Origin of the sequence: Chryseolinea lacunae, from assembly GCF_016735595.1 — a bacterium.
Taxonomy (GTDB): domain Bacteria; phylum Bacteroidota; class Bacteroidia; order Cytophagales; family Cyclobacteriaceae; genus Chryseolinea; species Chryseolinea lacunae.
This window is the reverse complement of sequence record NZ_JAERRB010000016.1, coordinates 69811-95439: the sequence shown is the minus strand read 5'-3', so window position 1 is coordinate 95439 and position 25629 is coordinate 69811. Positions and strand designations below refer to the sequence as shown.

Sequence of the window (25629 nt, the reverse complement as noted above, 5' to 3'; positions counted from 1 at the left end):
AGAAAAGGCGATGTACTTCTATTTGGGATTCAGCCAGCCGTTAGAAGACATCCATGCTTTGCAACGATCGAACCAAAGATCGACTGTGGTTTTGTTGTTGAGGCCAAAACCGTGTCCGCCTTTTTCGTAGATGTGCAATTCGGCGGGCACCTTATGACGAAGGAGGTATTCATAGAACACAATGCTGTTCTGAGGAACGACAACCTGATCGTCGCTGGCATGGACGAGAAACGTGGGCGGCGTTCTGGCGGTTACTTGCAGTTCGTTGGAATAGAAATCTATTTTTTCCTTTGTCGGCGTTTTACCAATCAATTGTTCGCGGGAGCCGCGATGGCAAATGCTGTCCTGAAAGCTGACCACGGGATAACCAAGAATCATAAAATCAGGACGCAGGCTGACCTTGGCTGGATTGTCTACGACGGGATTTTCAAAATGTGTTCCTGCGGTGGATGCAAGGTGGCCGCCGGCTGAAAAACCCATGATGCCAATGCGGTGTGAATCTATCTTCCATTCGTCGGCGTGTTGACGCACCACGATCATGGCTTGCTGTGCATCCTGAAGTGGGCCGATTTCGCGATTCACCATGGTTTCGTCGCTGGGGATTCTGTATTTCACCACCACCGCCGCTACACCCACGTCGGTGAATTTTCGCGCCACGTCTGTTCCCTCGTGTGCTATGGCGTTAACCCAATAGCCGCCACCCGGAAAAATGATAACGGCCGTGCCGGTCGCGATTCTTTCGTCGGGCAAATAAATCGTGAGGGTTGGGATGGAGATATGATCGACCACTTTTATGTCGCCACTCATCGAGGTTTTCTCCACGTCTTTTGTGGGCTTGCTGTTGGGGATCGCGCCTTCATAGAGGGGCATTATTCGTTGTCCAAAGGAATGCAGCGTCATAAGCAGGAAAAGCATTAGCAGGCTGTGCTTCATTTTCGTTTTGTTGATTTAGATGGTAATATAAAAAAATCGAAAACACTTTTCACCTCGACGGCAATGGGCGGTAAACGCAGACCTTGATCGGTGACGCACAATGTTTCTCCGCGCGATGGGTATCATTTTTAATGGTGATGCTTGCTTCAGGACGTTGACGCCGGCGGAAATTCGATCTGCGTGACGCGCTTCCATTGCGCCATGTTTTTCTTGTAGTGTCCGCCAAGGCGGATGTAGGGCATGCGCAGATGATCCCAATGGGTTTTCAGGATGCCTCTTTCCTCCAGGTCTTGCTTAACGTTGATGAGATACCAGGGAATATCGCCTCCAAAGAGGAGCTTGTGTTGTGCATGTTCGATCAGGTCGGACAGCGGCACGGCACCGTCGTCGGTGGTGGCGATCCGGGCCAGGATGAGCTGAACAACCTCCGCGTAGTGCTTCCGGGCGATTGTGGCTCCCCGCTTTCCACCCGAACGAAATAGCTCAATCGAGTCGATTTCCATAGTTAAATTTTATGAGCCCGCAGTATGGCGAGACTTTATAAATCAAATATGCTTTTTAAAGAAATTTACTTCATCCTGTACCTACCTGTATGGTGTTGCGACGTGTGATAGTTTTTGCTGTTTTTGCCCTAACTATTGCAAGAAATGATTCAAGTCTATCAAGCTTATAGACTATTTTTGCATCCCTTCTAATACGGGGTATTTGTAGCGTCATGATCCGGAAATCCATTGAACTCTTGCAGCGCGAGGCTGCCGAAACGGGAACATCAACCTTGAAACGGAGCCTTGGCCCGGTGAACCTCATTGCCATTGGCATTGGGGTGATTATTGGTGCAGGGTTGTTCTCGCTCACGGGCATTGCCGCCGCCAACCACGCCGGTCCGGCCGTGACGTTGTCGTTCATCATTGCGGCGGTGGGCTGCGCCTTCAGTGCTCTTTGTTATGCTGAATTTGCGTCTATGGTGCCCGTGGCAGGAAGCGCCTACACGTATTCGTATGCCACGCTCGGCGAATTGTTTGCCTGGATCATCGGGTGGGATCTCGTACTTGAATATTCTGTTGGTGCCGCCACGGTGGCCATCAGCTGGTCGCAATACCTGGTGCGCTTTCTGGCCAAATATAATCTTTACTTCCCGGCACAGCTCGTGCATTCTCCCTTCGAAACCGTGACGCTTGCCGACGGCAGTGTGGTGAATGGCTGGATCAATGTGCCTGCCGTGCTCGTCATCATTTTCATCACGGCCCTCATCATTCGGGGCACGAAGGGATCGGCTTTGTTTAACATCATTGTGGTCTCGTTAAAGATCGGCGTGGTGATCGTGTTCATTGCTTTAGGATGGGCATACATCAATCCCGATAACTATGTGCCCTACATTCCCGCTAACACCGGCACCTTTGGTGAGTTTGGCATCAGCGGAATTTTCCGCGGCGCGGGTGTGGTGTTTTTTGTTTTTATCGGATTCGACATTGTGGCTACCATGGCGCAGGAAGCGAAGAACCCACAGCGCAATATGCCCATCGGCATCATTGGCTCGCTGGTGATTTGCACGTTGCTGTTTGGGTTGTTTAGTTTTGTGATGACGGGGCTTGCGCATTACACGGCCTTTAAAGACAGCGCTGCGCCGGTTGCTATTGCCATTGAGAACACGCCCTATGCCTGGATGAGCCAGGCCATTATTCTGGCCATCATCATTGGCTATACGTCTGTGATCCTTGTGGACTTGCTGGGGCAGTCGCGTGTGTTCTTCTCTATGAGCCGCGATGGTTTGTTGCCCAAATTATTTTCGGAAGTGCATCCCAAATTTCAAACGCCCTACAAAGGCAATATCATTCTTGGAGCCTTCATCAGTTTGTTTGCCGGCTTTGTACCCATTCGTGTGGTGGGTGAGATGACCAGCATTGGCACGTTGCTCGCGTTCATCATGGTTTGTCTGGGCATCATCATTCTGCGCTATCGTCAGCCGGAGTTGCCGCGCGCCTTCCGCACCCCGTGGGTTCCGGTTGTTCCTATACTGGGCATCATCACTTGTGTGGCCATGATGGTTTCTTTGCCACGCGACACGTGGATCCGCCTAGTGGTTTGGCTGGCCATCGGGTTGGCGATCTATTTCTTTTATGGAAAGAAGAACAGCCAGCTTGGCAACGCACAGCCGAAAGATTAATCGGGGACGACTAACCATTCACTATCACTTGTCTTTCCAACCCTGGTTGTAGAACACGAAGAGGCCTTCCTTTCCGGCCACTACAATATCTTTCCATCCATTGGCATCCACATCGGCGGCGGCAAAATAATTTCCCGTGCCTTTGCCTTCGCCAAACGGTCCGTAGCTTATCACTTGCTTGGTGAAGTTTTCACCATTCCACACAAAATAATAGAGACCAAGATCGTCGAACGAGCCGGGATCTTTTTCGTTGTGCGCACGGTAGCGTTTGCCGGTAACCAGTTCGTTACGGCCATCGTTGTCGAGGTCGGTCCACAGCATGGTGTGGTATTGTGAGTTGAGTAAGTCTATGGGATGTTCGATCCATTTCCGGATGCCCTTTTCCAATTTCTGTTCGTACCACAACAGACCGTAGTCATGACCATGGCCCACCACCAAGTCGCTGCGACCATCGTGGTTCACGTCTGTCACCAGGATGGGTATGCTTGCATGGGTCAGGTCGAACTCTTTGTGCAGCGTCCACGTGCCTCCCTTGGTGGCGGGAGCTTCAACCCAACCTGTGCTGATGACAAAGTCACCACGGCCGTCGCCGTTCACGTCGCCAAAGCCGAGGCCATGACCGTGCTCGTCTACTACTTTGTGGCCTGTGAATGTTGTTGTCCCTTTTTGTTTCTGATAATAGACCAGCGGTTTTCCCGGTGTGTTGGGCACCAGTTCGAGGATGCCGTCGCCGTCCACATCCCAAGCGCGTGTTGTTTCAACGTTGCCGGTGGTGGCAATGGAGTGTTCTGTCCAAGGGCCTTCGTTGCCGGGGTTCTCGCGCCAGCGAATGTTGTTGCCCCACCAACCACCGGTCACAAAATCCATTTTGCCGTCTTCGTTCACATCCACGGGAATGGTGGAGAAGTCATCGTAGTATTCTCCTTCGCGTCTCACATCGCCAATGAAGAATTTTTGCTTGAACGCAGGGCCCTTATACCAATAGCTTCCCGACACAATATCGGGTTGGCCGTCGTTGTTGACGTCGAATACTTCGGCCGACTCAAAATTTTCAGAAGCAATCTGCACCCTATGAAAACGCAACGCCGCGGTGGCCGGGGGCTTTGAACCAGGTTGGGCGTTCATTGATCCGGCGCACACCAGCATAAAAAGAATGGATGACGTTGTCTTCATAAGCATAAACATTTTTAAAGGCACCGATCGTGCCGATCCTGTCACAGACAATTTAGGAAGACGTTCCGTCAAATCAACAGTTGCCAACCCTTCATACGTCCGTTCGCATAATTCATCCCTGTCTATAACAAAAAAAGGCAACGATCGCGTCGTTGCCTTTCCTAACACCTGCGTGTCTGTATTTCTTATCCCATGATCTCTGCCAACTCCAGCCAGCGAAAGGTTTTTGCTTCAATGCTGTCGATGGTCTTCTGGAGCTCTTCGCCCCATTGAATCAATTGCTGGTGGTCGTTGCTTCCGGCGTTTAGCTGGGCGTTGATGCTGTCTTTTTTCTTTTCCAGCGCTTCAATTTCCTGTTGCAGTTTTTCATACTCCTGCTTTTCCTTGAAGGTGGCCTTTTTCTTTTCGGTTGTAACAACCGGTGCTGGTTCAGGGGCTTCAATCTTTGCCGGTTTCGCATCCGGAGCGGCGGCTTGCTGATCTTCCAGCCAATCGCGATAGTCGGAGTAGTTGCCGTTGAAGAGTCTTATCTTGCCATCACCTTCGAAAACAAAAAGTTGATCCACCAGGTGATCCATGAAATAACGATCGTGACTTACCAACAAAAGGCATCCTGAAAATTTCTCCAGGAAGTCTTCCAACACGTTCAATGTGTCAATGTCAAAATCGTTGGTAGGCTCATCGAGGATGAGGAAGTTGGGATTGGTCACCAACAGTTTCAACAGCTGCAGGCGTTTCTTTTCTCCCCCACTCAGTTTGTTGATGTAGTTATATTGTTTCTCGGGCGGGAACAAAAAGATGTCGAGGAACTTTGAGGCCGACACGGTTGAGCCATCGGCCAGCGTGATGAATTCGGCAATCTCTTTCACTTCTTCAATCAACCGGTTGGCCGGATTGAGGGCGATAGATTCCTGTGTGAAGTATCCAAACTTTGTCGTGAGCCCCGGCATCACTTCTCCACTGTCGGGTTTTTGTTTGCCAATCAGCATGTCGAGGAATGTGGACTTGCCAATGCCGTTTTTGCCCACCACGCCTATGCGGTCAGACTTCTTGAACACATACGAAAAATCGTTCACGATGGGGAGTGTGCCATACTTCTTGGCCATGTGCTCCACTTCCAAAATCTTGCCGCCCTGGCGCGCTTCCTTGATGTCGAGTTCCAGTTTGTCTTTTTTCAAATCCTGTGAGGCCTTCTTCTCCAATTCGTAGTAGGCTTCAACACGATATTTCGATTTAGTTCCGCGGGCGCGAGGCTGGCGACGCATCCACTCCAGTTCTTTCTTCAGGAGGTTGCGTGCTTTGGTCACTTCCACTTTCAATATCTCTTCGCGTTCGGCTTTCTTTTCGAGGAAGTATGCATACTTGCCCTTGTATCGGAACAGCTGGCCGCGGTCGAGTTCAATGATTTCAGTTGCTACGTTGTCGAGGAAGTAACGATCGTGGGTCACCATGATAAGGGTGATGTTCTGGCCCGACAAATAATTTTCAAGCCACTCAATGGCCGTGAGGTCAAGGTGGTTGGTGGGCTCATCCATGATGATGAGATCGGGTTCGAGCAACAGCAGTTGCGCGAGGAATATACGTTTCTTTTGACCGCCGCTCAGTTCTCCGAATTTTTTATCGATGTCGGGCACGCCGAGCTTTTCGATGATTTCGTGCACCTTGTTTTCATAGTCCCACGCCTTCAGCTCTTCCATTTTTTCGAGCACGGCCTGCATGCGTTCGGGCGAGGTGTCGGGATGATGAATGCAGTCTTCATACTCTTTCACCACTTTAGCCACTTCGTTGCTGTCGCTGAAGAGCACGTCTTTCACAGTGAGCTGGCCGTCGACGGACGGTTGCTGGGTGAGGAAGCCCAGGCGAATGCCATTGCGGACGCTCACTTTGCCGGCATCGGGTTGGATTTCGCCGGTCAGGATGCGGAGCAGGGTTGACTTGCCCACGCCGTTATTCCCCACCAGGGCCAGCTTTTCGCCCTGGGATATGCCCACCGACACTTCTTTGAATAACCAACGGTCATTATACGTTTTGGCAATCAGCTCTGCAGAAAGATAGTTCAAGACTTTATGATTTAGGGGGCAAAGCTAACAGTTAAAGCCCAAAGATTCTAAGGCCGCGCCAGCTTTGGGGCAGTTAAATCGAGGCGCCGGTTTAGGCTGGCCCCGATCTGCTGCAAAGCCCTTTGCATTCGATTTCACCCTTCCTTTCGCAACACCTGCAGCGGCGGCGTGTTGATTACCTCGCGCGAATTGAACCATCCGATGGCCACCGTCAGAAAAACGACGCCAAAGGCAATGATGGAAAGCTCAAGCCAGTCGAAGGCAAACGTGATTTCGAAGAAAAATTTTGTCAATAGCCAGCCCGCGCCCAGCGACAGAATCATGCCCGTCAAAGCAGAGAACAACCCAAGCCAGGCATATTCGATGAGCGTGATTTTTGTGATTTGCCATGTGCGGGCGCCGATGGTGCGCAACAACACGTTTTCGCGAATGCGCAGGAACTTGCTGTTCACCACCGCGCCGGCCAGCACAATCAACCCCGTGATGATGCTGAACAACGCCAGGAAACGAATCACCAACCCAAGCTTGTCGAACAGGCCATTTACCGTACTCAAAATCAGGCGAAGGTCTATGAGCGACACGTTGGGGTATTGCATCACCAACTGCTGCTGAAAGGCGTTGGCCTGTTGCTGTTCGTTGATGCGCGTGGCCGTCACAAAAATCTGCGGTGCATTTTCCAACACGCCCTTGGGAAACACAAAGATGAAGTTGGGTGGATCTTTCGGCCAGTCCACTTTGCGGATGCCTGCGATGCGCACTTTCATGAGCACGCCCTGCACGTCGAACACAAGCGAGTCGTTCAGCGTCACGTCGAGCGATTCTTCCATGCCTTCAGATATCGTGACCCATATCGAATCGTTGCCTTGCTTTTTATGTTGAAGCTCTCCCTTTATCAATTCTTCGGAGTGTGTAAGGCTGTCGCGATAGGTCACGCGATATTCGCGGGTGAGCGCCCAGTTGGGAATCTTGTCGGTGGTGTCGGTTTGCAACACTTCTGTGGACTTGCCTTTTAGTTCGCTGAGGCGGCACGTGATGATGGGAACCACCTGGTTCACTTTCAATTTATTGTCTTCCATCAACTTCAACACACCGTCTTTTTGCTGGGGTTGTATGTCGAAGAGAATGGTGTTCGATTGATTTTCCTGTCCTGTAAACTCCACCTGTCCCAGCATGCTTTGCTCCACGATGTTGAGGATGGAAATGATGAACGCCCCCAATCCAATGGTCACCATGAGCACGCGTGTTTGGTTATTGGGACGGAACAGGCTGGACAATGAATGCCGCAGGATGAACCCGGCGCGTTCGGGAAAAAATTTCCGGACCAGAAACAACAACGCCATCGCTACTGCCGTCAGGCACGCCAACGCGGCCACCAGGCCCAGGAAAAAGAAAAGTCCCGTCAACATATTTTTGGTTTGATAGGCCGCAAAGGCCATTGGGAAAATCGCGATCAGGACGAGCGTCACGATGCGTGTCTTCGAAAACTTGCCGGCGGCTTCAGAGGCCGTGCGCAACACCGTGAGCGGCGGCACAAAGCGCACCGATATGAGCGGCAGTATGGAGAACAACACCGACACCAGTGTGCCAATCACCAGCCCCATCACCAACGACGGCCACGACAGCGAGAAGCCTACTTCGAACGGAATGATGCCCTTCAGAAAATAAGGTAGTATCTGTTGAATGCCCACACCAATGCACGAGCCCACAATGCTTCCCAAAATACCCAGCACAAAAATCTGGATGAAATAAATATTAAACGCCTGCCATCCCGACGATCCTACGCACCGCAGCACAGCCACCTCTTCACGCTTCTCGCGCGCATAGATGTGCACCGAACTGGCCACACCAATGCAACCCAAAATCAAGGCGACAAAGGCCAGCAATGAAAAAAAACGATAGATGGACAAGAAGCCCTGGCCTAATCCCTCCTTGCGTCGTTGCACAGTTTCATAGGAATAGCCTGCTTTCTTGATGACCGGGTCGAGTTGTTTAATGATCGTCTCTGTCTCGGCTTCCGTATGCGTTTTGAAGAACCGTTTGTAGTTCACACGACTTCCATATTGCACCAACTTTGTGGAGTCTAGATTCTTCATCGAAATGTAGACCGACGGTGTGAACGACGCCATGATGCCCCCGCCGCCAGGAATTTCCGTGACCACTCCCGCCACCGAAAACACGCTCTGTCCAATGCGGATCGAATCGCCTGAGCTCACTTCATATTGGCTGGCCAGCGTTTCGTCCATCATCGCGAAGTTTCCGGTTTTCACCTTGTCGTAGGTGTCGGCTGGTTTTGTCTGGATGTTTCCGTAGAATGGAAAAGGTCCGTCCAGGGCCACGAGGCGTATCAACCGCGACTGGCCGTTGTTCAGAAACAATACCATTGAGGCCATGTCGGCTTCGCTGGCTTGTTCCAGTTTTGTGGAGTCGAACGCGGCCATGATTTTGCCGTCAAATTTCTTGTCGCCGTTCACTACCAGGTCGGCACCGATCAGTTCTTTTGCATTGCGATCGATGTCGTTTTGCAGGGTGTGATTGAAAGAGTCCAGCGCCACAACGGCGGCTATACCCGTCACCAGCGACGCCGTGAACAGCAGGAGGCGCGAGAAGTTATGCCTTGCGTCGCGCCAGGCCATCAGCCAAACCCAGCGGTCTCTGAAGATAGAACGCGTGTCGCGTTTCAGTTTAATGATATACTCGATCATGGAGGCGAAATAGAAAGTCTAAGGAACCGTGAATCAAACCGTTTGCACCTGGTGAATTTCTTCCACCAGCTTGCCGCCGCGCATGCGCAAAATCCGCTGGGTGCGCTGGGCCAGTTCCAGGTTGTGCGTCACCAGCACCAGCGTGGTCGCGTTTTCTTTGTTCATTGTGAACAACAGGTCGGTCACAATGCGTGCATTTTCTTCGTCGAGGTTGCCCGTAGGTTCGTCGGCAAATAATATTTTCGGATCGGTCATGAAGGCACGGGCCAGGGCTACACGCTGTTGCTCACCACCAGACAGTTGCGCCGGGTAGTGATGTGAGCGGTCGGCCAACCCAACCCTGCCTAATAATTCTTTTGCCTTGGGTGCCACATCGCGCACACCGCGGAGCTCCAGCGGCACCATCACGTTTTCGAGTGCCGTGAGCGTGGAGAGCAACTGGAAATTCTGAAACACAAACCCAACATACTGGTTGCGCAGGTAGGCGCGATCGTCTTCGCTCATGGCGTTGAGCTTGAAGCCCATCACCGAAATGGTGCCCGAAGAGGGCGTGTCCAGCCCGGCGCACAGGCCCAGCAGTGTTGTCTTGCCGCTGCCCGAGGGACCGATGATGGCCATCGAATCGCCCTGGTTCACGGAAAACGAAACGTTGTCGAGCACGGTCAGCTCGCGGTCCACAGACTTATAAACTTTTGTTAAATGCTCGGCGTGAAGGATGATTGACATGATTTTTGTTGGATCAAATACTGGTTGTTAAGCGTTATTAGGCTAAAATTGTTTCACTTTTAAACGGAAACCCACCGGAGTTTCACAAATATGGTCGTAAAAAAGCTACTGATTATTTCATTGCTGGCCCTCTTTTCGGCCGCTCCCCCTGCTAAAGTTATTCTTTTTTATGGCGACAGCCTCACCGCTGGCAACGGTCTGTCGGTCGAAGAAGCCTTTCCGGCCATCATCCAAAAGAAACTCACCGAAAAAGGCAAGTCCGTCAAAGTCATCAATGCAGGCCTCAGTGGCGAAACTTCGGCAGGGGGCATCAGCCGTCTGGATTGGGTGCTACGCCAGCCCGTAGACGTTTTTGTGCTCGAACTCGGCGCCAACGATGGCCTCCGGGGATTACCGCTCGACCAAACCCAGAAGAACCTGCAGGCCATCATCGACAAAGTCAAAACAAAAAATCCGGCCGTCAAAATCGTGGTGGCTGGCATGATGGTGCCGCCCAACATGGGCCCTGACTACACCACCAAGTTTCAAAAAATATTTCCCGCGTTGGCCAAGAAAAACAACGCCGCGCTCATCCCATTCCTGCTCCAGGACGTGGCCGGCAACGAAAAACTCAACAACCCCGACGGCATCCACCCCAATGTGGAAGGACATAAAATTGTCGCGAACACGGTGCTGAAAGTGCTCGAGCCATTGCTCTAAGGCGAAATGTATGTGGGCGTGCCCCTCCGCCAGTTGGCGGTGGGCCAGGCTGTCCGCTACAAGTCCGTCGCCCCAAAACCAACCGCACTTCGGGCTTTTCGCTACCATCCTTCACGCGGCGCGCAAAAGAAAATCCCCTTCGTTTCCAAAGGGGATTTTTTACCAAACGAATTATAACCCAATCAACCGGTGAAACTCGCGTCACCGGGTTGAGGTCTTGTTGTTCCGGATCATCGAAACTGAATTCTGTACACCACCGCATGCGTTGTGCCATAGGTCTTTGCCGGTACAATCGTCAACGCTGCATCGGCTTGTTTCCAGGTCACGGTCTCCTTGCTCCCCAGCAGTTCAATGGTTTTAACGATTCCATTTTTTGCTGCTTGTCCCAGCGCCTTGGCGACAATGTTTTTTTGTGGCACGCCCATCACAAGCAGGTATAACGTTCCGTTCTTTTCGGTGAAGCGAATGTCGCTTGGGGTATAGCCCTTAAAGGCATACTCATTGAATTGTACATGCTCGTCCGGATTTTCGGTTGGGCCTTCGCCCGATAGTTTCCAGGGACGTGTTTCAAAGATCGCTTCGCCGTTCACCTCAAGCCATTGGCCCATGTCGAGCAACACTTTCTGCTGGCCTTCGGTGATTGTGCCATCGGCGCGCGGGCCGATGTTGAGCAACAGGTTTCCATTCTTGCTCACAATGTCGATGAGGGCGTCGATCAGTTCATTGGCGTCCTTGTTCTCTTCACCTTCAATGTATCCCCACGATTTTTTTCCGATAGACGTGTCGGTCTGCCACGGAAACTTGCGTGTGGCCTTGCTGCTGCCGCGCTCGATGTCGTATACCGCCGTGCCTTCGGGATAGGCATTGTTCTTATAGTTTATCACCACACCCTTGTTCCATGCATTGCCCTTGTTGTAGTAGTAAGCAGCAAACGACTTCCGGTAGGGGTCCATTGCCGGTTGTTCTATCCACCAGTCAAACCAGAAAAGTTGTGGATTGTATTTGTCGACCAGTTCCACATTCCGCAGCAGCCAATCGTTCATGTATTCGGGCGAGGGCGTGTCGCTCTCTTCGCGGGCAGGTCCATAAAAATCCTTGAACGCCGGATCGCGCACGTCGGAGTCGTAGCGTGTGCCACCGTTCATGAACCACCAGTGTTCGATGCGGTGAGACGAAAGGCCAAAGATCAGATTTTGTTTTCGTGCCGCCACCGACAATTCGCCGATGATGTCGCGCTTGGGTCCCATCTCAACCGCATTCCAATGCGACAACGCCGTGTTATACATCGCAAAGCCATCGTGGTGCTCGGCCACGGGCACGATGTATTTGGCACCCGAGCGTTTGAAGATGCTCACCCATTCATCGGCGTTAAATTTCTCCGCCTTGAACATCGGGATAAAATCTTTATACCCGAACTTGGCTTGCGATCCATATTTACCAATGTGGTATTTAAATTCATCGGTGTCTTTCACATACATGTTGCGCGCATACCATTCGTTATACACGGCGGGCACGGAATAGACACCCCAGTGAATAAAAATTCCAAACTTGGCATCGCGAAACCATTCCGGGCATTGATACTGCTTCAACGATTCCCACGTGGGTTGATAAACCGTTTGCGCGTTCACAGAAACTAAACCTGTCAACAGCAACAATAAGGGTAGCATTTTTCTCATACTGTATATTTTATTTAGCTGCAATGATGCTCCACGTTGTTCGGGAAATGCTATTTCACTTGTATTTTCAGAATGGTAAACGACTGGGGCGCCAGCGACACACTCACTTTCTTTCCGGCCACGGGTGTTGTGCTTTCCTGCGGCGCAATCAGCTTTGGACTTTCGAAGCTGTTCACGGCGTTGGGGTCTGCATTCACCAGTGTGATCTTTTTTGCCGTCGCTGCATATTTACCTGATCCTTCCAACACAAACTCGGTCTTGGTTGCCGTCGTGCCGGCATTGACAACCTTCACAATAATTTCCTTCGTGTTCTTGTCCCACGCGGCCGAAGCATATAACTCTTGTTGACCTTCTACGGGTTGGTTGTTGAGCAACACCGGCAAAACGTTTGTTCCTTTGTTGGTGCTGAATAACTTCTGCACGTAGTAGTTCGGGGTTCCATAGGCATTCAGGTTGTCGAACCAGATCAGGTCGGGTGTCCACTGCCAGCCTTCGGCGTGGGCAAAGAGCGGTGCATACGACGCCATCGTCACCATGTCGGCGTTGCGTTCAAGGCCGGTCATGAAGGCGGCCTCCGACAATGCGCAAAGCCAGTTGTTTTTATTCTCGGGGCTGGTGGTGCCTACACTTTGCGCGGCAAATTCGCCGGCAAATATTTTTGGTCCACTGCGATCATAGTTGTCGTAGCGGCCTGCGTTTTTGAAAAACCATTGTGGATTGTTGTAGTAGTGTTCATCTACAATATCGGCATGCAACGTCTTCAACTCGTTCGATGCATAAGCAAACAGCTCTCCTTCGGGAAACGGTCCGGCGCTCGATACCACTTTGATGTCGGGATATTTTGATTTGATGGCCGCCGTGAAAATTTTGTAGCGTTCAATATACTGCTCGCCCCACTGCTCATTGCCCACGCCAATGAACTTCAGGTTGAACGGGGCCGGGTGGCCCATAGTGGCGCGTATTTTTCCCCAGGGAGAATCGATCGGGCCATTGGCAAATTCAATCAGGTCCAACGCATCCTGCACATAAGGATCAAGCGCATCCAGCGGCGCCACTTCTGCCGAGTTGAACTGACAGGCCATGCCACAACTCAGGATCGGCAATGGCGATGCACCAATGTCTTCGGCCAACTGAAAATATTCATAGAAGCCCACGCCGAATGACTGATAATAGTCGGGCGCAAGACGATGTTTGAATTCGGTGTTCCAGCGGTTGATCATGCTCTCGCGTTCTTCGGGAGCGCCAATGGTTTTTTTCCATTGATAGCGTGTGCTCAGGTGAAATCCTTCCACGATGCAGCCACCGGGAAAACGGATGAAGCCAGGTTTCATGTCGGCCAGCAGTTGCACCAGATCCGAACGAAATCCGCCGGGGCGTTGCTTCCAGGTGTCTTGTGGAAACAGCGACACCATGTCGATGTCGGTCACGCCCTTGCCTGTGAAGTGCAAGGTGGCCTGGGCCTTGGCGGCTGTGTCTGTGGCTTTGAAACTGGCGGTGTATTTTTTCCATGCTTTCCCCGAAATCGTAACGGAAGCCTGCCCGATCACTTTTCCCTGCGCGTTCACTTCGAAAAGCAATTTCGATTCACTTCCCTCTTGCTGACTGGCCCAGATGGAAAAATCATACTGCGCGTCCTTCTTGATGCCGATGCCGCGAAAACCTTCATTGGAAATGACAAACGCTTTATCGGTGTTGACACTCACCCGCGCAACGTGCGGATTAGTTGCGTTCTCTTGGACGCGATTAATAATCAGGATGCTTCCCGATTGTTTGTTGCGCGAAAAACGATCGCTCTCATATTGCTTCCACCCCATCAACGGATCCGAAAACTCGAACGACCGGTTCTTGATCAATTCCGCGTAGATGCCACCGTCGGCGGCGAAGTTGATGTCTTCAAAAAATATTCCCCACATGGTGGATTGTATTTCCGCTTTCGGCTGGCCTGCCTGCACCTTCAACACCGTGGACTGTGCGTCCGCAGAAAGACCTGCCGATAGGAAAAGCGCCGAGAGCGCCAGGGCCATTGCTGTTGTTTTCATTAGTTTGCTTTGATTTTATAGATGCTTCCTTTTTGTGTCGCGAACGTGGTCACATAACCGAAGGCCGTCTTCTCCGACTTTGCCGAAGCGCCCTGCACCTTGATGGGTTTCGCCGTGCGAACCGCGCAACGTCCGCCGTTCAATGATTTGATATTCGCCGTGGCGAGATTGTGATTGCTCCACTCTACGGTCACTTCAAATCCGCCACGTGCTCTCAGGCCTTCCACTTTTCCGGATGCCCACACGTCGGGTAATGCCGGCAGAAGATGCACTGTTCCCTCGTGACTTTGCAACAGCATCTCTGTTATGCCTGACGCTCCGCCAAAATTTCCATCAATCTGAAAAGGTGGGTGCGCGTCGAGCAAGTTCGGATAGGTGCCACCCGAGTTGGAATAGTCTGTTCCTTCAACGCCGGTGAGAGTGAGTTGCTCGCGGATTAATTTGTGTGCGTGATTGCCGTCTAACAACCGGGCCCACACATTGATCTTCCAGCCCTTCGACCATCCTGTGCCACCGTCGCCGCGAAGCTCCAGGGTCTTGCGTGCCGCATTGGCAAACACGGGTGTCTTTATGGGGGAGATCTCATGACCGGGAAACAGACCAAACAAATGCGAGATGTGGCGATGGTGCACATCAGCATCTTCCCAGTCTTTATACCACTCCTGCAGGTTTCCTTTCTTGCCGACCTGCAGCGGGAAAAGTTTGGCGTGTTTGTCTTCGAGTGTCTTGCGGAAATCGTCGTCAATTCCCAATACCTGCGTGGCGGCAATGGTGTTCGAGAACAAGTCGCGGATAATGGACATGTCCATCGTTGTTGCCACCGACACGCTGCCCTTGAAGCCTTTGTCGGTAACGAATTCATTTTCGGGCGATGTTGATGGCGCCGTCACAAGATGTCCCTGACCATCCTCCACCAGCCAGCTTGCACTGAAGATGGCAGCATCCTTCATTAACGGATACGCCACCTGCTTCAGGAATTCCACATCGCCAGTAAATTGATAGTGTTCCCATAAATGTTGACAAAGCCATGCGCTCCCCACCGGCCAGTTGGCCCACGACGGACTTCCGCTCACCGGATTGGTTGTCGCCCAGATGTCGGTGTTGTGGTGCAACACCCATCCCGGTGCGCGATAGAAATTGGTTGCTGTCTGTTTGCCGGTGATGGCCAGTTTTTCAATAAGATCGAGCAGCGGCACGTGCAGCTCCGACAGGTTACACGACTCCACCATCCAATAGTTCATCTCGGTGTTGATGTTTGTGGTGTAGTTGCTGCTCCACGGTGGCCGCACATGGTTGTTCCAAATGCCTTGCAGGTTTGCCGGCACACCGGCGGTTCGCGACGACGAGATCAGCAGGTAGCGCGCAAACTGAAAGTAAAGCACTTCCAACGCCGGGTCAGGATTGCCTTTGGTATATTTTGCCAGTCGCGTGTTAGTGGGCAATGTCACCGCGGGATTGTTGTTGAGCACGAGGCTCACACGATTAAAATAGCTATGATAATCCTGACGGTGACTGGCCTTTATTTGCTCTAGCGTTAACGGCCATGCCTTATTCAAATACTCTTCCGCAAGTTTACGCTCGTCTTTTCCTTCTTTGTCCGGACATTTATCAAAGCCGTTGAAGCTCGTGGCTGCAGACACATATAACACAACATCGCTGGCGTTGCGCACCACAATGCCCGTTGGTGAGGAACGCACTTCGCCATCCAGGTTCTTCACCTTAACGCGAAGCTCGAAGCGCATGCCACGACAATGTTCCGGATCGTTATAGATCACAGCCTGCTCCATGGTTTGCATATAGCTTGGATCGGTGTGCGACGGGGCACGTCCATGCATGGCCCACTCGTTTGTGCCCATGCTTTCATTGGTATAGAACAACGGGCTTTCGGTGCCCACCTCAAAATTCAATGCACCTTTCTGGCTGGCCGTGAGGTGCATGATGATGATTTGCTGTGGCGCAGACGACAACACCTCGCGTGTATACTTTACGCCATTCGCGGTGAATGATGTGGTGGCGATGGCATTGGAGATGTCGAGGTCACGATAATAAGCAGTTGGTTCTCCTTCTACATTGTATTTGAGAATCAAATCGCCCAGGGGCTCATACGATTCCGTGAAAAGTCCCTGCACTTTTTTCGTAAGCTCTTCGGCGCGTTTGTAGTCTTCACTGAACAACGCCTTGCGAATGTCGTCTATGTAGGTTGGCGCCGCCGGATTGGGATTTGTGTTAACAGGGCCGCCCGACCAGAGGGTTGCTTCATTTAGTTGAATGCGCTCTTCCTTCACGGTGCCAAACACCATTGCTCCCAAACGGCCATTGCCAATGGGCAACGCCTCGTTCCAGTTTCGGGCCGGGGCGTCATACCACAGTTTGAGATCGGACTGCGCAAAGGCGCCGGTGGTACATAGCCACGCCAGCGCAACAAGAACACTTTTAGAAAAGTACTTGACGAGAGTCGGGTAAGGTTTTATCATAGACTAAAGATAGCCCCGTGCACCGTTGCATCGGGATAAAAATTATTTAAAAAGATTCGCTGTGTGAAATGATAACAGTCCTGCTTGCAGAATTCCATGTTGTGGCCTCCGGCGCTGTGTTGGACGGTGCGAAGACCGGCCGATAGATCATAAGCGTAGATGAGTCTGCTTTGCATGAGTGTGTGATGTTAGGGGGTGTGAAGGGTTGTCTTCACCTTTCGAAGCGACGACTCGCGTGCAATGAGCTTGGGCGACAAAATCCGCTTTTGCGCAATAAACTCCTTCCCTCCTTTTCCTTCGCGCATCTGCCGGACCAGCAACTCTGCAGCCGATGCCCCCATCGCCTCACTGAACTGATCGACACTGGTGATCGACGGCGACACTTGCGCCGAAAACTCTTCGTTGCTAAAGCCCACCAGCCCCAAATCATCGGGAACATGAAGGCCCTGTTTTTTTGCGGCCTTGATGGCGCCAAAGGCCAGGTAGTCGCTGGCGGCAAAAATAGCATCGGGTGGTTCGGGCAGTTGCAACAGTCGCTCCGTTGCCTGTGCGCCTTCGTCTTTGTTGGGGGCGCATTGAAACAAATATTCTTTTCGAAACGGAAGCCCATGTTTTGCCAGGGCACTCTTATAGCCTTCAATGCGTTTTCCAAACGGAAGAATGTGCGCATAGCCTCCCAGGTGTGCAATGCGGCTGTAGCCCATCTCCACCAGGTGATCCACAGCTTTCACCGCGCCTGCAAAATCATCGACAATCACCGTGCTCACATTGTCGTCTTCGAACGTGCGGTCAAAGAGCACCAGTGGTATGTCGAACGAAAGCTCTTGGTAAAAGCTAAAGTCTTTTGTTTCGATAGCCATCGATGCAATGATCCCTTCCACTTGTGCTCTCACCAATCCTTCAAGTTGTTTCCGCTCCAGCGCCGCGTTGTCTTTCGATTGGGCAATGATGACGTTATAACCCGCCTGACTCAACACCTCTTCGGCGCCTTTTATGGCGGTGGCAAAAAAGCTGTAGTGAATGGCCGGCACCAAAATGCCAATCAGCCCGCTCGTTCCTTTGCGAAGCCCCATAGCCATATGGTTGGGCGTGTATTCCAGCGCTTTGGCCGCCGCGATCACCGCCAGCTTTGTTTCGTCGCTAATGCGCGGGTGGCCGCTAAGTGCCTTCGAAACGGCCGACGGTGTGATGCCCAGCTTGTTTGCAATGTCTACTATGGTAGCCTTTTTCTTCATATCTTATTCAAACGTTTGAACAAGTTCAAACAGTTCGTTATCAATATTTTACATAAGCGTCGTCTCATTTTTTGAGGACGCCAGGAAATTCACCACGCAACACAACGTTAGAGGATCTGGCAAAAAACCTTTCATACCACAGTGGTTTGGTTAATGCCGTTCGGTTGAATACTTTTGTTCAAACGTTTGAACAACCAAATATATAAAAAAGTGTATGAAATACATTATTTGCCAAAATCCTGAGCAACTTTCAAGCGGAACAAAAGAAAAACCAGGTTTCGAAAACGGAAATGCGCTTTTGAAGGTGAATCGTGTGGGCATTTGTGGCACCGATCTGCATGCCTTCAAGGGTAATCAACCTTTCTTCTCGTATCCAAGAATTTTGGGTCACGAGCTGGCTGCCGAGGTGGTGGAGATTGAAAATAACCCACAGGGATTGCGCGCCGGCGATAAAGTAGCCATCATTCCGTATGTGAATTGTGGTTCATGCGTGGCGTGCCTGGCGGGCAAAACAAATTGCTGTCAACGCATCCAGGTGTTGGGTGTTCACACCGACGGCGGCATGCAGGAATTTATATCCATTCCCTCGCGCTTGTTGTTGCCCGCAAATGAATTTGATCTGGATGAGATTGCCATCATCGAACCGTTGGCCATCGGTGCACATGCCTTGCGTCGTGCCCAAACCAAAGCGGGCGATAGCATTGTTGTGATGGGCTGCGGGCCTATCGGGCTGGGCATTATTCAGCTGGCAAAATACATCGGCGCCACCGTGTTTGTGATCGACGTGAACGAAACACGATTGGAGATCGCGAAGTCACAGTTTCAAGCAGACCATTTCATTCATGCCCTGCAGGAACCCGTTGAAAAAATTAAAGAACTGACACACGGCAACCTAGTCCATTCCGTGTTTGATGCCACGGGAAACAAGCAAGCCATTGAAAACGGCATACACTATATGCGCCATGGCGGCAATTACATTCTTGTGGGGCTGACAAAAGGAGAACTGGCCTTTCATCATCCGTCCATCCACGCCAAGGAAACCACGCTCATGTGCAGCCGCAATGCCACGCTCGAAGATTTTCAGTTTGTGATGAAGGTGCTGCGCGAGAAAAAATTCAACACACAAGCCTATATCACCAAACGTGTGAACTTTGAATCCATCCCCACCGGGTTTAACGCGTGGACAAGTGCGGACTCCAAAGAAATCAAAGTGATGACAACGTGGAATTGATAAAACCCAAACGTTGACAATAGGATCAAAACAAAAGTAGCGCTTCCAAAAGGGGCGCTACTTTCTGTTTTATAGTGACGTCACGTCACCATGCATGAATGAGACTTTCTTTATTCCGTCCTTAAGATCTTTGCAGGATTAATGTTTGCCCCACGGAAGATCTGAAGGCTAACCGTGCCCAGGGCAATGATGCTGAGTATCAAAACCGGCACCACAAACAAATCCCATTGCAGCCCGATGCGGAAAGCAAAACCACCAAGCCACACACTGATGCCATACCACGTGAGCGGTATAGCAATGACACTGGCAATGAGCACCAGCTTGAAAAACTGCCACGACAACAACGACATGATGCTGCCCACCGAAGCACCCAGCACTTTGCGTATGCCAATCTCTTTCAGCTTCTGCGCCGTGGTGAACGATGCCAATCCCCACAATCCCAAACACGCAATGACAATGGCCAGCATGGAAAACAAACTGAACACTTTACCAAACTGCTGCTCGCCTTTGTATTGAGAGTTGAAGAAATCGTCGAGGAAATAATAATCAAAAGGATTTCCGGGAAACGCTTCCTTATAGAGTGACTCAATCTTGGCGACCGTGGTTTGCATATTGGCGCTGTTGATGTGTATGGTGTAGTACTTTCCGGAAATGGTGTCGGCCTTGAACAGCCACGGCGTGTGTTCGGTCTTCAACGAGGCCCAATGATAATTTTTTAGTACACCCAAAATCTCGGTGGTGTCGCCACCAATGATCATGCGCTTTTCGATGGCCTCTTCGGCGGTGCCAAGGCCAAATGTTTTGAGGGCAGCTTCGTTGATGAGCACCGCCCGCATACCGGAGCTGATGGTCGGGTCAAATTTTTTGCCGGCCAGCAACGTGATGCCATAGGTATCTATAAAGTCGGGATCAATCCAAACGATCTTGCCGTCTTTGCTTTCTTCCTGTTGCGTGCCGTCGCGGCGCATGCCGGTGCCCCAGTTGTGCCCTGCTCCGGGAATAGAAGCAGAGGTGGCAACGTTTAGCACACCGGGCAATTCTTTCAATTGATTTTTGAGGGACTTCAGTCGCTCACGCACCGTGTTTTGTTCCACCACGCTGGGGCCATTCACCACCAGCATCTGGTCCATCGTCAAACCCTTGTCCTGATTTTTCATGAACATCATCTGGCGATAGATGGCGAAGGTGCCCGCGATGAGCACCAGCGACGAGGCAAACTGAAACACCACCAACACCTTGCGCAGCGAGAAGCCGCCTTTGGCGCGCTCCGATTTTCCTTTCAATACTTCGGTGATGTTGAACGACGACAGCACAATGGCCGGATAAAGTCCCGACACCAAAGAGCCAAACAGGAACAAACTCGTTAGCACCGCCCAGAAACGGTAGTCACCAAAATCAAACACCAGATTCTTGCCCACCAGTTCGCCCAGCAGCGGCAACAAGCCGATGGCCATAAGCGTGGCAATGACCACCCCGATAAAATTTACCAACACGGATTCAAAAATAAACTGATAGATCAATTGGCGGCGATGCGCGCCCACCGATTTTTTGATGCCCACTTCACGGGCACGTTCCATGGCCCGCGCCGTCGACAGGTTGATGTAGTTGATCCACGCAATGGTCATCACAAAAATGGCAATCACCAAAAAGAAGTAAATCGTGTTCACGCTCACCGTGGCACTGGATTCAAAATCCAAACCGGGATTCAAATGAATGTCGCGGATCGGTTGAAGCTTCAGCACATTTTTGCTGTTGGATTCCGCCAGGTCTTTGCCCTGATATTTATCGATGAATGCGGGCAATTTCGCTTCCACTTGTTGGGCGTTGGTGTGAGCATGCAATTCAACGTAGGTCACAAAATTGTTCCAGCCCCAGCCGTTGTCCTGTTTGTATTGTCCGTTGAGCAAGAGGTTGTGTATGGGAAAAAGAAACTCGAACAGGAAGTGCGAATTGCCCGGCACGTCGTTGATCACGGCCGTCACTTCATACTCGCCGTCGGCCCATCCGCCCGACACTTTCAATATTTTTCCCAACGGTTCTTCACCCTTCTTGAAATATTTTTCCGCCATCTTTTTGGTGATCACAACCGATGCAGGTTTGTCGAGGGCTGTGTTCAGATCGCCTTCCAGGGCCGTGCAGGTGAACACGTCGAGAAACGTGGAATCAACAAACTGCATTTGCTCTTCGTGAAACGTTGACGGGTCGCCGCTGTCGCGTTTGTAGCTCACCACGGCGCCGCCATACATGGGGTGCGTTCGGATGTAACGCTTCACTTCGGGAATGTCGCTCAACAACGACGGCCCCTGCGCATAGCCGGAGATGACGCCGGTGCCACGATATTCGCCGGCGCGATAGGACGAGGTGGTGGTGCGGTAGACGTTGGGAGCGTTGGTGTGATAGTTGTCGTAGCTCAACTCAAACTCAACATACTTCAAAATCACCAAACACACGGCCACGCCAATGGCAAGACCAAAAATGTTGATGAACGAATACAGTTTGCGCTTTAGCAAGTTTCGGATGGCCAGTGTGAAGAAGTTTTTCAGCATAAGGGTATTTTGTTTAGGGGCATGGTCACGTCTTAACGATGTCGGTTTCTCAAATTAAGTTTTAACAAACGGATCGAGGGAACCGGAAGAATCGAATTGTCGCTATTCCGGATTCAACCTGCGATTTCCTGTAGTGGACAGAACAGCAACTCCATCAAATACTCGGCATTTGCCCAAAGGTTACGGCCGGCCATCGGGGAATCACAAAAGTAAACGCAGCCGATACGTTGAGTGCCCACCTCTGCCTACTTCTTCTTCACATAACGATCGGCATATCTCAAAAATGTGGCCCAGTTGGGCGCCGTGGTGTGCCCGCCAGCGTGTTGACGAAACGCCAGCTCGCCACTGAGCAACCCGGTTTCCTGCGGGGGAAAGACGAGCGTTCCCAGGTCTTTCTTCCCTAACAACGTATAAACCGGTCCGGCATGTACGCCCGTCAGAAACATTCCACGGGCATCCACCCACTGCCCCTCCACCGTGGGAGACCCCACACTGATGAACACCGGCCGCGGGGCACACAGCGCCACAAGCTCGTGTGCATCCACAGGCAGGTCGTTGGGCGTGAGCGGGCCAGCGTACTTAATGAAGTTGCCGGCAAACCAATGATACTCGCCCGAGCCGGCCAGGTTCTCGACCTGTTCGCCAAAAACACGACGCAATATTTTTGTTCCTCCCGCTCCCGACGATCCCACAAAGGCGATGACAAACCGCGGGTCGTAGGCCATGGTCACAATCGTGGCTTTACCATAGCGCGAAAGCCCTTCAATGCCCACTTGTTTTGCATCCACGGCCTTGTCCGTCTCCAGATAGTCGAGCGCGCGGCTGGCACCCCAGGCCCACGCGCGAAGGGCTCCCCAATCGTCGGGCTTGCGCGGCTGGCCTTGGTTGGTCAACCCGATGATGCCCTGCGTGAGGCCGGCGCCGTTGTCGGCCTGATAGCTTGTGGGGATGAGCACGGCATAGCCCCAGCCCTTCTCTAACACTTGCTGTTTCCAGTCCACCACCACGGGTGTTCCCGGCGGCGGAGGTGGCGGCTGAAAGCCCGGCGGAAAAATGAAACTGAATTCCATCATCAACGGCACAGGACCTTTGGATTCGGCGGGTGTGGTCACCGTGAGATCGATGGCTACACTTAATGCGGGGTACGACGCATTGTCAACATGGCCCACCACCTTCTTTGTGATGGCGGCAACACCGCCCACCGTTTCATTCACGGTGCTCACCACTTCCCAACGCACCTTTGGCACATGCGTTGGCATGCGGCCATATACTTCCCGATCAAAATCCTCTACAATCTCGGCACGACGTTTTTGCCAAAGGGCTGGCGTGGTCACTTTCTTTCCATTCTTAAAAATCAGCGGATCAGGAAGCGTGGTATAGGGTGTGGCCTTGGCTTCGTCCACATTGGCGGCGTTGGGAGCCTGCGGGTTGCCCGACGGCCCGCGCCGTGTGGAATCGATGTGTAGTTGGCCGAGCATCTGACGATAGTCTTGTTCTGTGATGCGGTTGATGCTGTCGCGCCGCGCGGCTTGTGCGGGCGTGAGTTTCCATTGCGCACACACATCGAGCATGCACATCGTTAACAAGAAGCTGGCAACTATTTTCATACGTATCGTTTTCGGTTGTTGATTGTGAAGAAACCTGTGAGCAGAGCACTCAAAAGAGCGCGCCGCTATCGTATGAAAAGACGACGGAACAGGCTTTGAACCCTAAGAAGGGGTCTATGAATTTGACGCTATCTCACCACAGTTCACCTAAAAATTACATTGCCGGTCATTTTGATGGTCGTATGACGGTGCCCCATGGTCGGCGACCAAATTCGGTCGGTCCGTTCATGCCGGACATCTTTCCAAAAAGATTTATCTTGCGGCCATGCATTACCGCGAATTCGAACCGCACCCTTTGCTCCGTCCGCACATCGTGTGTTACTGGACGATGCAAAACGGTGATGCACCCCAAACCAACACCATCTTCTCCGACGGCTGCTCCGACATCATCTTTAACCTCGGCGCAAGTGTTGAAGGCGGCGATGAAGTGTTCCGCCACGGACAACGCTACCTGGTAGGCATCATGACCCGCTTCAAACAAATTCGCGTCGCTCCCGCCGCACACCTACTCGGCATTCGTTTCAAACCCTTTGGCATCTCCACACTCACCGGCATGCCCCTCAAAGGAACATCCGACGAATCGTTGTTTCTCAGTGAACACGAGCTCAAGCTTCCGGAGATTCACGACGTGACACCCGCCTCTCTTCAGAAACTGAATACTTTTTTTCTTCAACGCCTGCATCTCGACAGCGGCCGATGGCCGGCGGTGATCGACACCATCCATGCCGCGGGCGGGAACATTTCCATTCAGCAGCTTGCTCAACAGCACTATGTAACGGAACGAAGCATCGAGCGCTATTTTCAGCAACACGCAGGCTGCACCGTGAAAGAACTTTGTAAGCAGGTTCGCTTCCAGAACGCCCTCGCTAAGATCAAGACGTCACCCCAATCCACTTTCGCACAAGTGGCGTTCGACACCGGCTACTACGATCACACGCACCTGCTGAAAGACGTGAAGCAATACACCGGCCTCACCCTGTCTGAAATCCGCTAAAATTTTGTCGGATTTTTACGAAGCGACTTTTAACGTACTTTGCCACCTTTGCAGCACAGCTCACGAACATCTTTGACAGGGATGTTCTTCACTAAAACAATAAACTTTTATGATACACTTCGGCTATACCATTCTCTATGTGAAAGACGTTACGCGGTCGATTGAATTTTACGAGAAAGCCTTTGACCTCACGCGCAAATTCATTGTCGGCGATGCTTACGGAGAACTGAATACGGGTGCCACCACACTGTCGTTCGCTTCCATCCCGCAAGCCCAAAGCAACTTCGCCGACCCTTTTGAAGTGAGCAGCCCCGGCAACAAACCGTTTGGCTTTGAAATCGGCTTCACCACAGCCGATGTAGAAGGCACTCTTCAGAAAGCCCTCAAAGCAGGCGCAACGCTGGTCGCCAAAACGGCCGAGAAATCGCACGGCCAAACCGTGGCCTATGTGCGCGACCTTGACGGATTTCTGGTTGAGATTTGCACACCGATGGAATAGAAAGTTTTTCAGGCAATGAACGACAAGAAAACAGCACTCAAAGAACTCCAACAAATTCCGGGCGTGGGCAAAGCAGTGGCCGGCGATTTGTGGCGCATGGGCATCACATCGGTGGCCGATCTGAAAGGCCAAAATCCTGAAGCCCTCTACGTATTACACAACGACGAAAAAGGCCAGGTGCAGGACATCTGCATGCTCTATACGTTTCGTTGCGCCGTGTATTATGCCAACACGGTGAATAAGAAACAGGACCCGGAGAAATTAAAGTGGTGGAATTGGATGGATAAGAAGAAGATGAATAGTGTGGAGAAGGATGCGGAGATTCGAAAAAGTTTGGAAGGATAGGTGCACATCGTTTCACAACGCGACGAAAAAACACAACGATCACTCACTTGAGTTTCCGTCTTTCGCCTCGGGGCTCGGCTCCGATATATGCATAGCAAGTCGTGGTCATCTTTTCGATGATCCGTACTCTAAACGCTAACAAGTTGATTTTATTTTTCCTCCACAAATAGCGACGCACAGCCTTTGCCCGCCGCATCACAAGGTCTGGATGTTGCTGTCTTTCCTCCTGCGAAACACCAAGGTCGAAAACGATAGTCTGGTTGCTTTTTGCCGTCTGCCCCTCATAAAAATGGGCAAACGTATCCAAATATTTTTCACCTTCTCCAGTTAGTTTTGCCTTGAACGGCGCGAATTGAAAACAAGAGGTCATAGGTTCTCGAAGATCTAATGCAACGCCATCAACAAGAATTTCTCCTTCCTGTGCATGCGATGCATAAAAAAAGAACAACAAAACAAAAGCGGCGAGAAATCTAATTTGCATCTGGATCTTGAATGGATTGAGTTACCAAGAATCAAATAACATGCC

Annotated in this window: 19 protein-coding genes; 6 read left to right on the top strand and 13 right to left on the bottom strand. The window is 51.5% G+C overall.

The window, feature by feature from the left end; genetic code table 11:
• Positions 1-18: 18 nt before the first annotated feature.
• The gene (locus JI741_RS29615) at positions 19-933 is read right to left on the bottom strand and encodes an alpha/beta hydrolase (RefSeq protein WP_236676336.1); all 915 of its coding nucleotides are present in this window, start codon (positions 931-933) and stop codon (positions 19-21) included.
• Positions 934-1079: 146 nt separating this feature from the next.
• Entirely contained in the window at positions 1080-1436 is a 357-nt protein-coding gene (locus JI741_RS29610; RefSeq protein WP_202015856.1) for a DUF6958 family protein, read from the bottom strand.
• A gap of 212 nt (positions 1437-1648) precedes the next feature.
• Here JI741_RS29610 and JI741_RS29605 point away from each other — a divergent pair, with 212 nt between their 5' ends.
• Positions 1649-3097: an amino acid permease gene (locus JI741_RS29605; RefSeq protein ID WP_202015855.1), complete on the top strand. Its 1449-nt coding sequence runs from the start codon at positions 1649-1651 to the stop codon at positions 3095-3097.
• 24 nt (positions 3098-3121) lie between these two features.
• On the opposite strand, the gene JI741_RS29600 is transcribed toward JI741_RS29605, so the two are convergent.
• The 4 genes from JI741_RS29600 to JI741_RS29585 all read right to left on the bottom strand — a co-directional run bounded on the left by JI741_RS29600 (position 3122) and on the right by JI741_RS29585 (position 9758).
• Positions 3122-4270, bottom strand: a complete 1149-nt coding sequence (locus JI741_RS29600; RefSeq protein ID WP_236676335.1) for an FG-GAP repeat domain-containing protein — start codon at positions 4268-4270, stop codon at positions 3122-3124.
• Positions 4271-4455: 185 nt separating this feature from the next.
• Positions 4456-6330, bottom strand: a complete 1875-nt coding sequence (locus tag JI741_RS29595; RefSeq protein ID WP_202015854.1) for an ABC-F family ATP-binding cassette domain-containing protein — start codon at positions 6328-6330, stop codon at positions 4456-4458.
• Between the two features lie 134 nt (positions 6331-6464).
• The gene (locus JI741_RS29590) at positions 6465-9032 is read right to left on the bottom strand and encodes an ABC transporter permease (RefSeq protein ID WP_202015853.1); all 2568 of its coding nucleotides are present in this window, start codon (positions 9030-9032) and stop codon (positions 6465-6467) included.
• Positions 9033-9065: 33 nt separating this feature from the next.
• Positions 9066-9758 carry an ABC transporter ATP-binding protein gene (locus JI741_RS29585; RefSeq protein ID WP_202015851.1) on the bottom strand — a complete coding sequence of 231 codons (693 nt, stop codon included), beginning with the start codon at positions 9756-9758 and terminating at the stop codon, positions 9066-9068.
• A 90-nt stretch (positions 9759-9848) separates the two neighbouring features.
• Here JI741_RS29585 and JI741_RS29580 point away from each other — a divergent pair, with 90 nt between their 5' ends.
• A complete protein-coding gene (locus JI741_RS29580) occupies positions 9849-10457 on the top strand; it encodes an arylesterase (RefSeq protein ID WP_202015849.1) in 609 nt (202 codons plus the stop codon).
• A gap of 230 nt (positions 10458-10687) precedes the next feature.
• Here the strand turns inward: JI741_RS29580 and JI741_RS29575 are convergent, their stop codons facing one another.
• The 4 genes from JI741_RS29575 to JI741_RS29560 form a co-directional block, all read right to left on the bottom strand.
• Positions 10688-12133 (bottom strand): alpha-L-fucosidase, encoded by a 1446-nt coding sequence (locus tag JI741_RS29575; RefSeq protein WP_202015847.1) that lies wholly within the window; start codon positions 12131-12133, stop codon positions 10688-10690.
• Between the two features lie 50 nt (positions 12134-12183).
• The gene (locus tag JI741_RS29570; RefSeq protein ID WP_202015846.1) at positions 12184-14172 is read right to left on the bottom strand and encodes an alpha-L-arabinofuranosidase family protein; all 1989 of its coding nucleotides are present in this window, start codon (positions 14170-14172) and stop codon (positions 12184-12186) included.
• Positions 14172-16646 (bottom strand): glycoside hydrolase family 95 protein, encoded by a 2475-nt coding sequence (locus JI741_RS29565; RefSeq protein WP_202015845.1) that lies wholly within the window; start codon positions 16644-16646, stop codon positions 14172-14174. Before JI741_RS29565 ends, JI741_RS29570 begins: the two co-directional genes overlap by 1 nt.
• Before the next feature lie 188 nt (positions 16647-16834).
• Positions 16835-17881 carry a LacI family DNA-binding transcriptional regulator gene (locus JI741_RS29560; RefSeq protein ID WP_202015844.1) on the bottom strand — a complete coding sequence of 349 codons (1047 nt, stop codon included), beginning with the start codon at positions 17879-17881 and terminating at the stop codon, positions 16835-16837.
• A 214-nt stretch (positions 17882-18095) separates the two neighbouring features.
• Between JI741_RS29560 and JI741_RS29555 the strand changes: the two genes are divergently transcribed.
• Entirely contained in the window at positions 18096-19112 is a 1017-nt protein-coding gene (locus JI741_RS29555) for a zinc-binding alcohol dehydrogenase family protein (RefSeq protein WP_202015843.1), read from the top strand.
• A 110-nt stretch (positions 19113-19222) separates the two neighbouring features.
• Here the strand turns inward: JI741_RS29555 and JI741_RS29550 are convergent, their stop codons facing one another.
• Together JI741_RS29550 and JI741_RS29545 are read right to left on the bottom strand one after the other, a co-directional pair.
• Positions 19223-21658: an ABC transporter permease gene (locus JI741_RS29550; RefSeq protein ID WP_202015842.1), complete on the bottom strand. Its 2436-nt coding sequence runs from the start codon at positions 21656-21658 to the stop codon at positions 19223-19225.
• A 245-nt stretch (positions 21659-21903) separates the two neighbouring features.
• Positions 21904-23265 carry a glucuronyl esterase domain-containing protein gene (locus JI741_RS29545; RefSeq protein WP_202015841.1) on the bottom strand — a complete coding sequence of 454 codons (1362 nt, stop codon included), beginning with the start codon at positions 23263-23265 and terminating at the stop codon, positions 21904-21906.
• 265 nt (positions 23266-23530) lie between these two features.
• Between JI741_RS29545 and JI741_RS29540 the strand changes: the two genes are divergently transcribed.
• From JI741_RS29540 to JI741_RS29530, 3 genes are all read left to right on the top strand, one after another.
• Positions 23531-24259 carry a helix-turn-helix transcriptional regulator gene (locus JI741_RS29540; protein ID WP_202015839.1) on the top strand — a complete coding sequence of 243 codons (729 nt, stop codon included), beginning with the start codon at positions 23531-23533 and terminating at the stop codon, positions 24257-24259.
• A gap of 109 nt (positions 24260-24368) precedes the next feature.
• Complete coding sequence (locus JI741_RS29535) at positions 24369-24758, top strand: VOC family protein (protein WP_202015837.1); 390 nt, start codon at positions 24369-24371, stop codon at positions 24756-24758.
• 15 nt (positions 24759-24773) lie between these two features.
• Positions 24774-25103 carry a helix-hairpin-helix domain-containing protein gene (locus tag JI741_RS29530; protein ID WP_202015836.1) on the top strand — a complete coding sequence of 110 codons (330 nt, stop codon included), beginning with the start codon at positions 24774-24776 and terminating at the stop codon, positions 25101-25103.
• 43 nt (positions 25104-25146) lie between these two features.
• On the opposite strand, the gene JI741_RS29525 is transcribed toward JI741_RS29530, so the two are convergent.
• Complete coding sequence (locus JI741_RS29525) at positions 25147-25584, bottom strand: hypothetical protein (RefSeq protein ID WP_202015835.1); 438 nt, start codon at positions 25582-25584, stop codon at positions 25147-25149.
• Positions 25585-25629 lie beyond the last annotated feature (45 nt).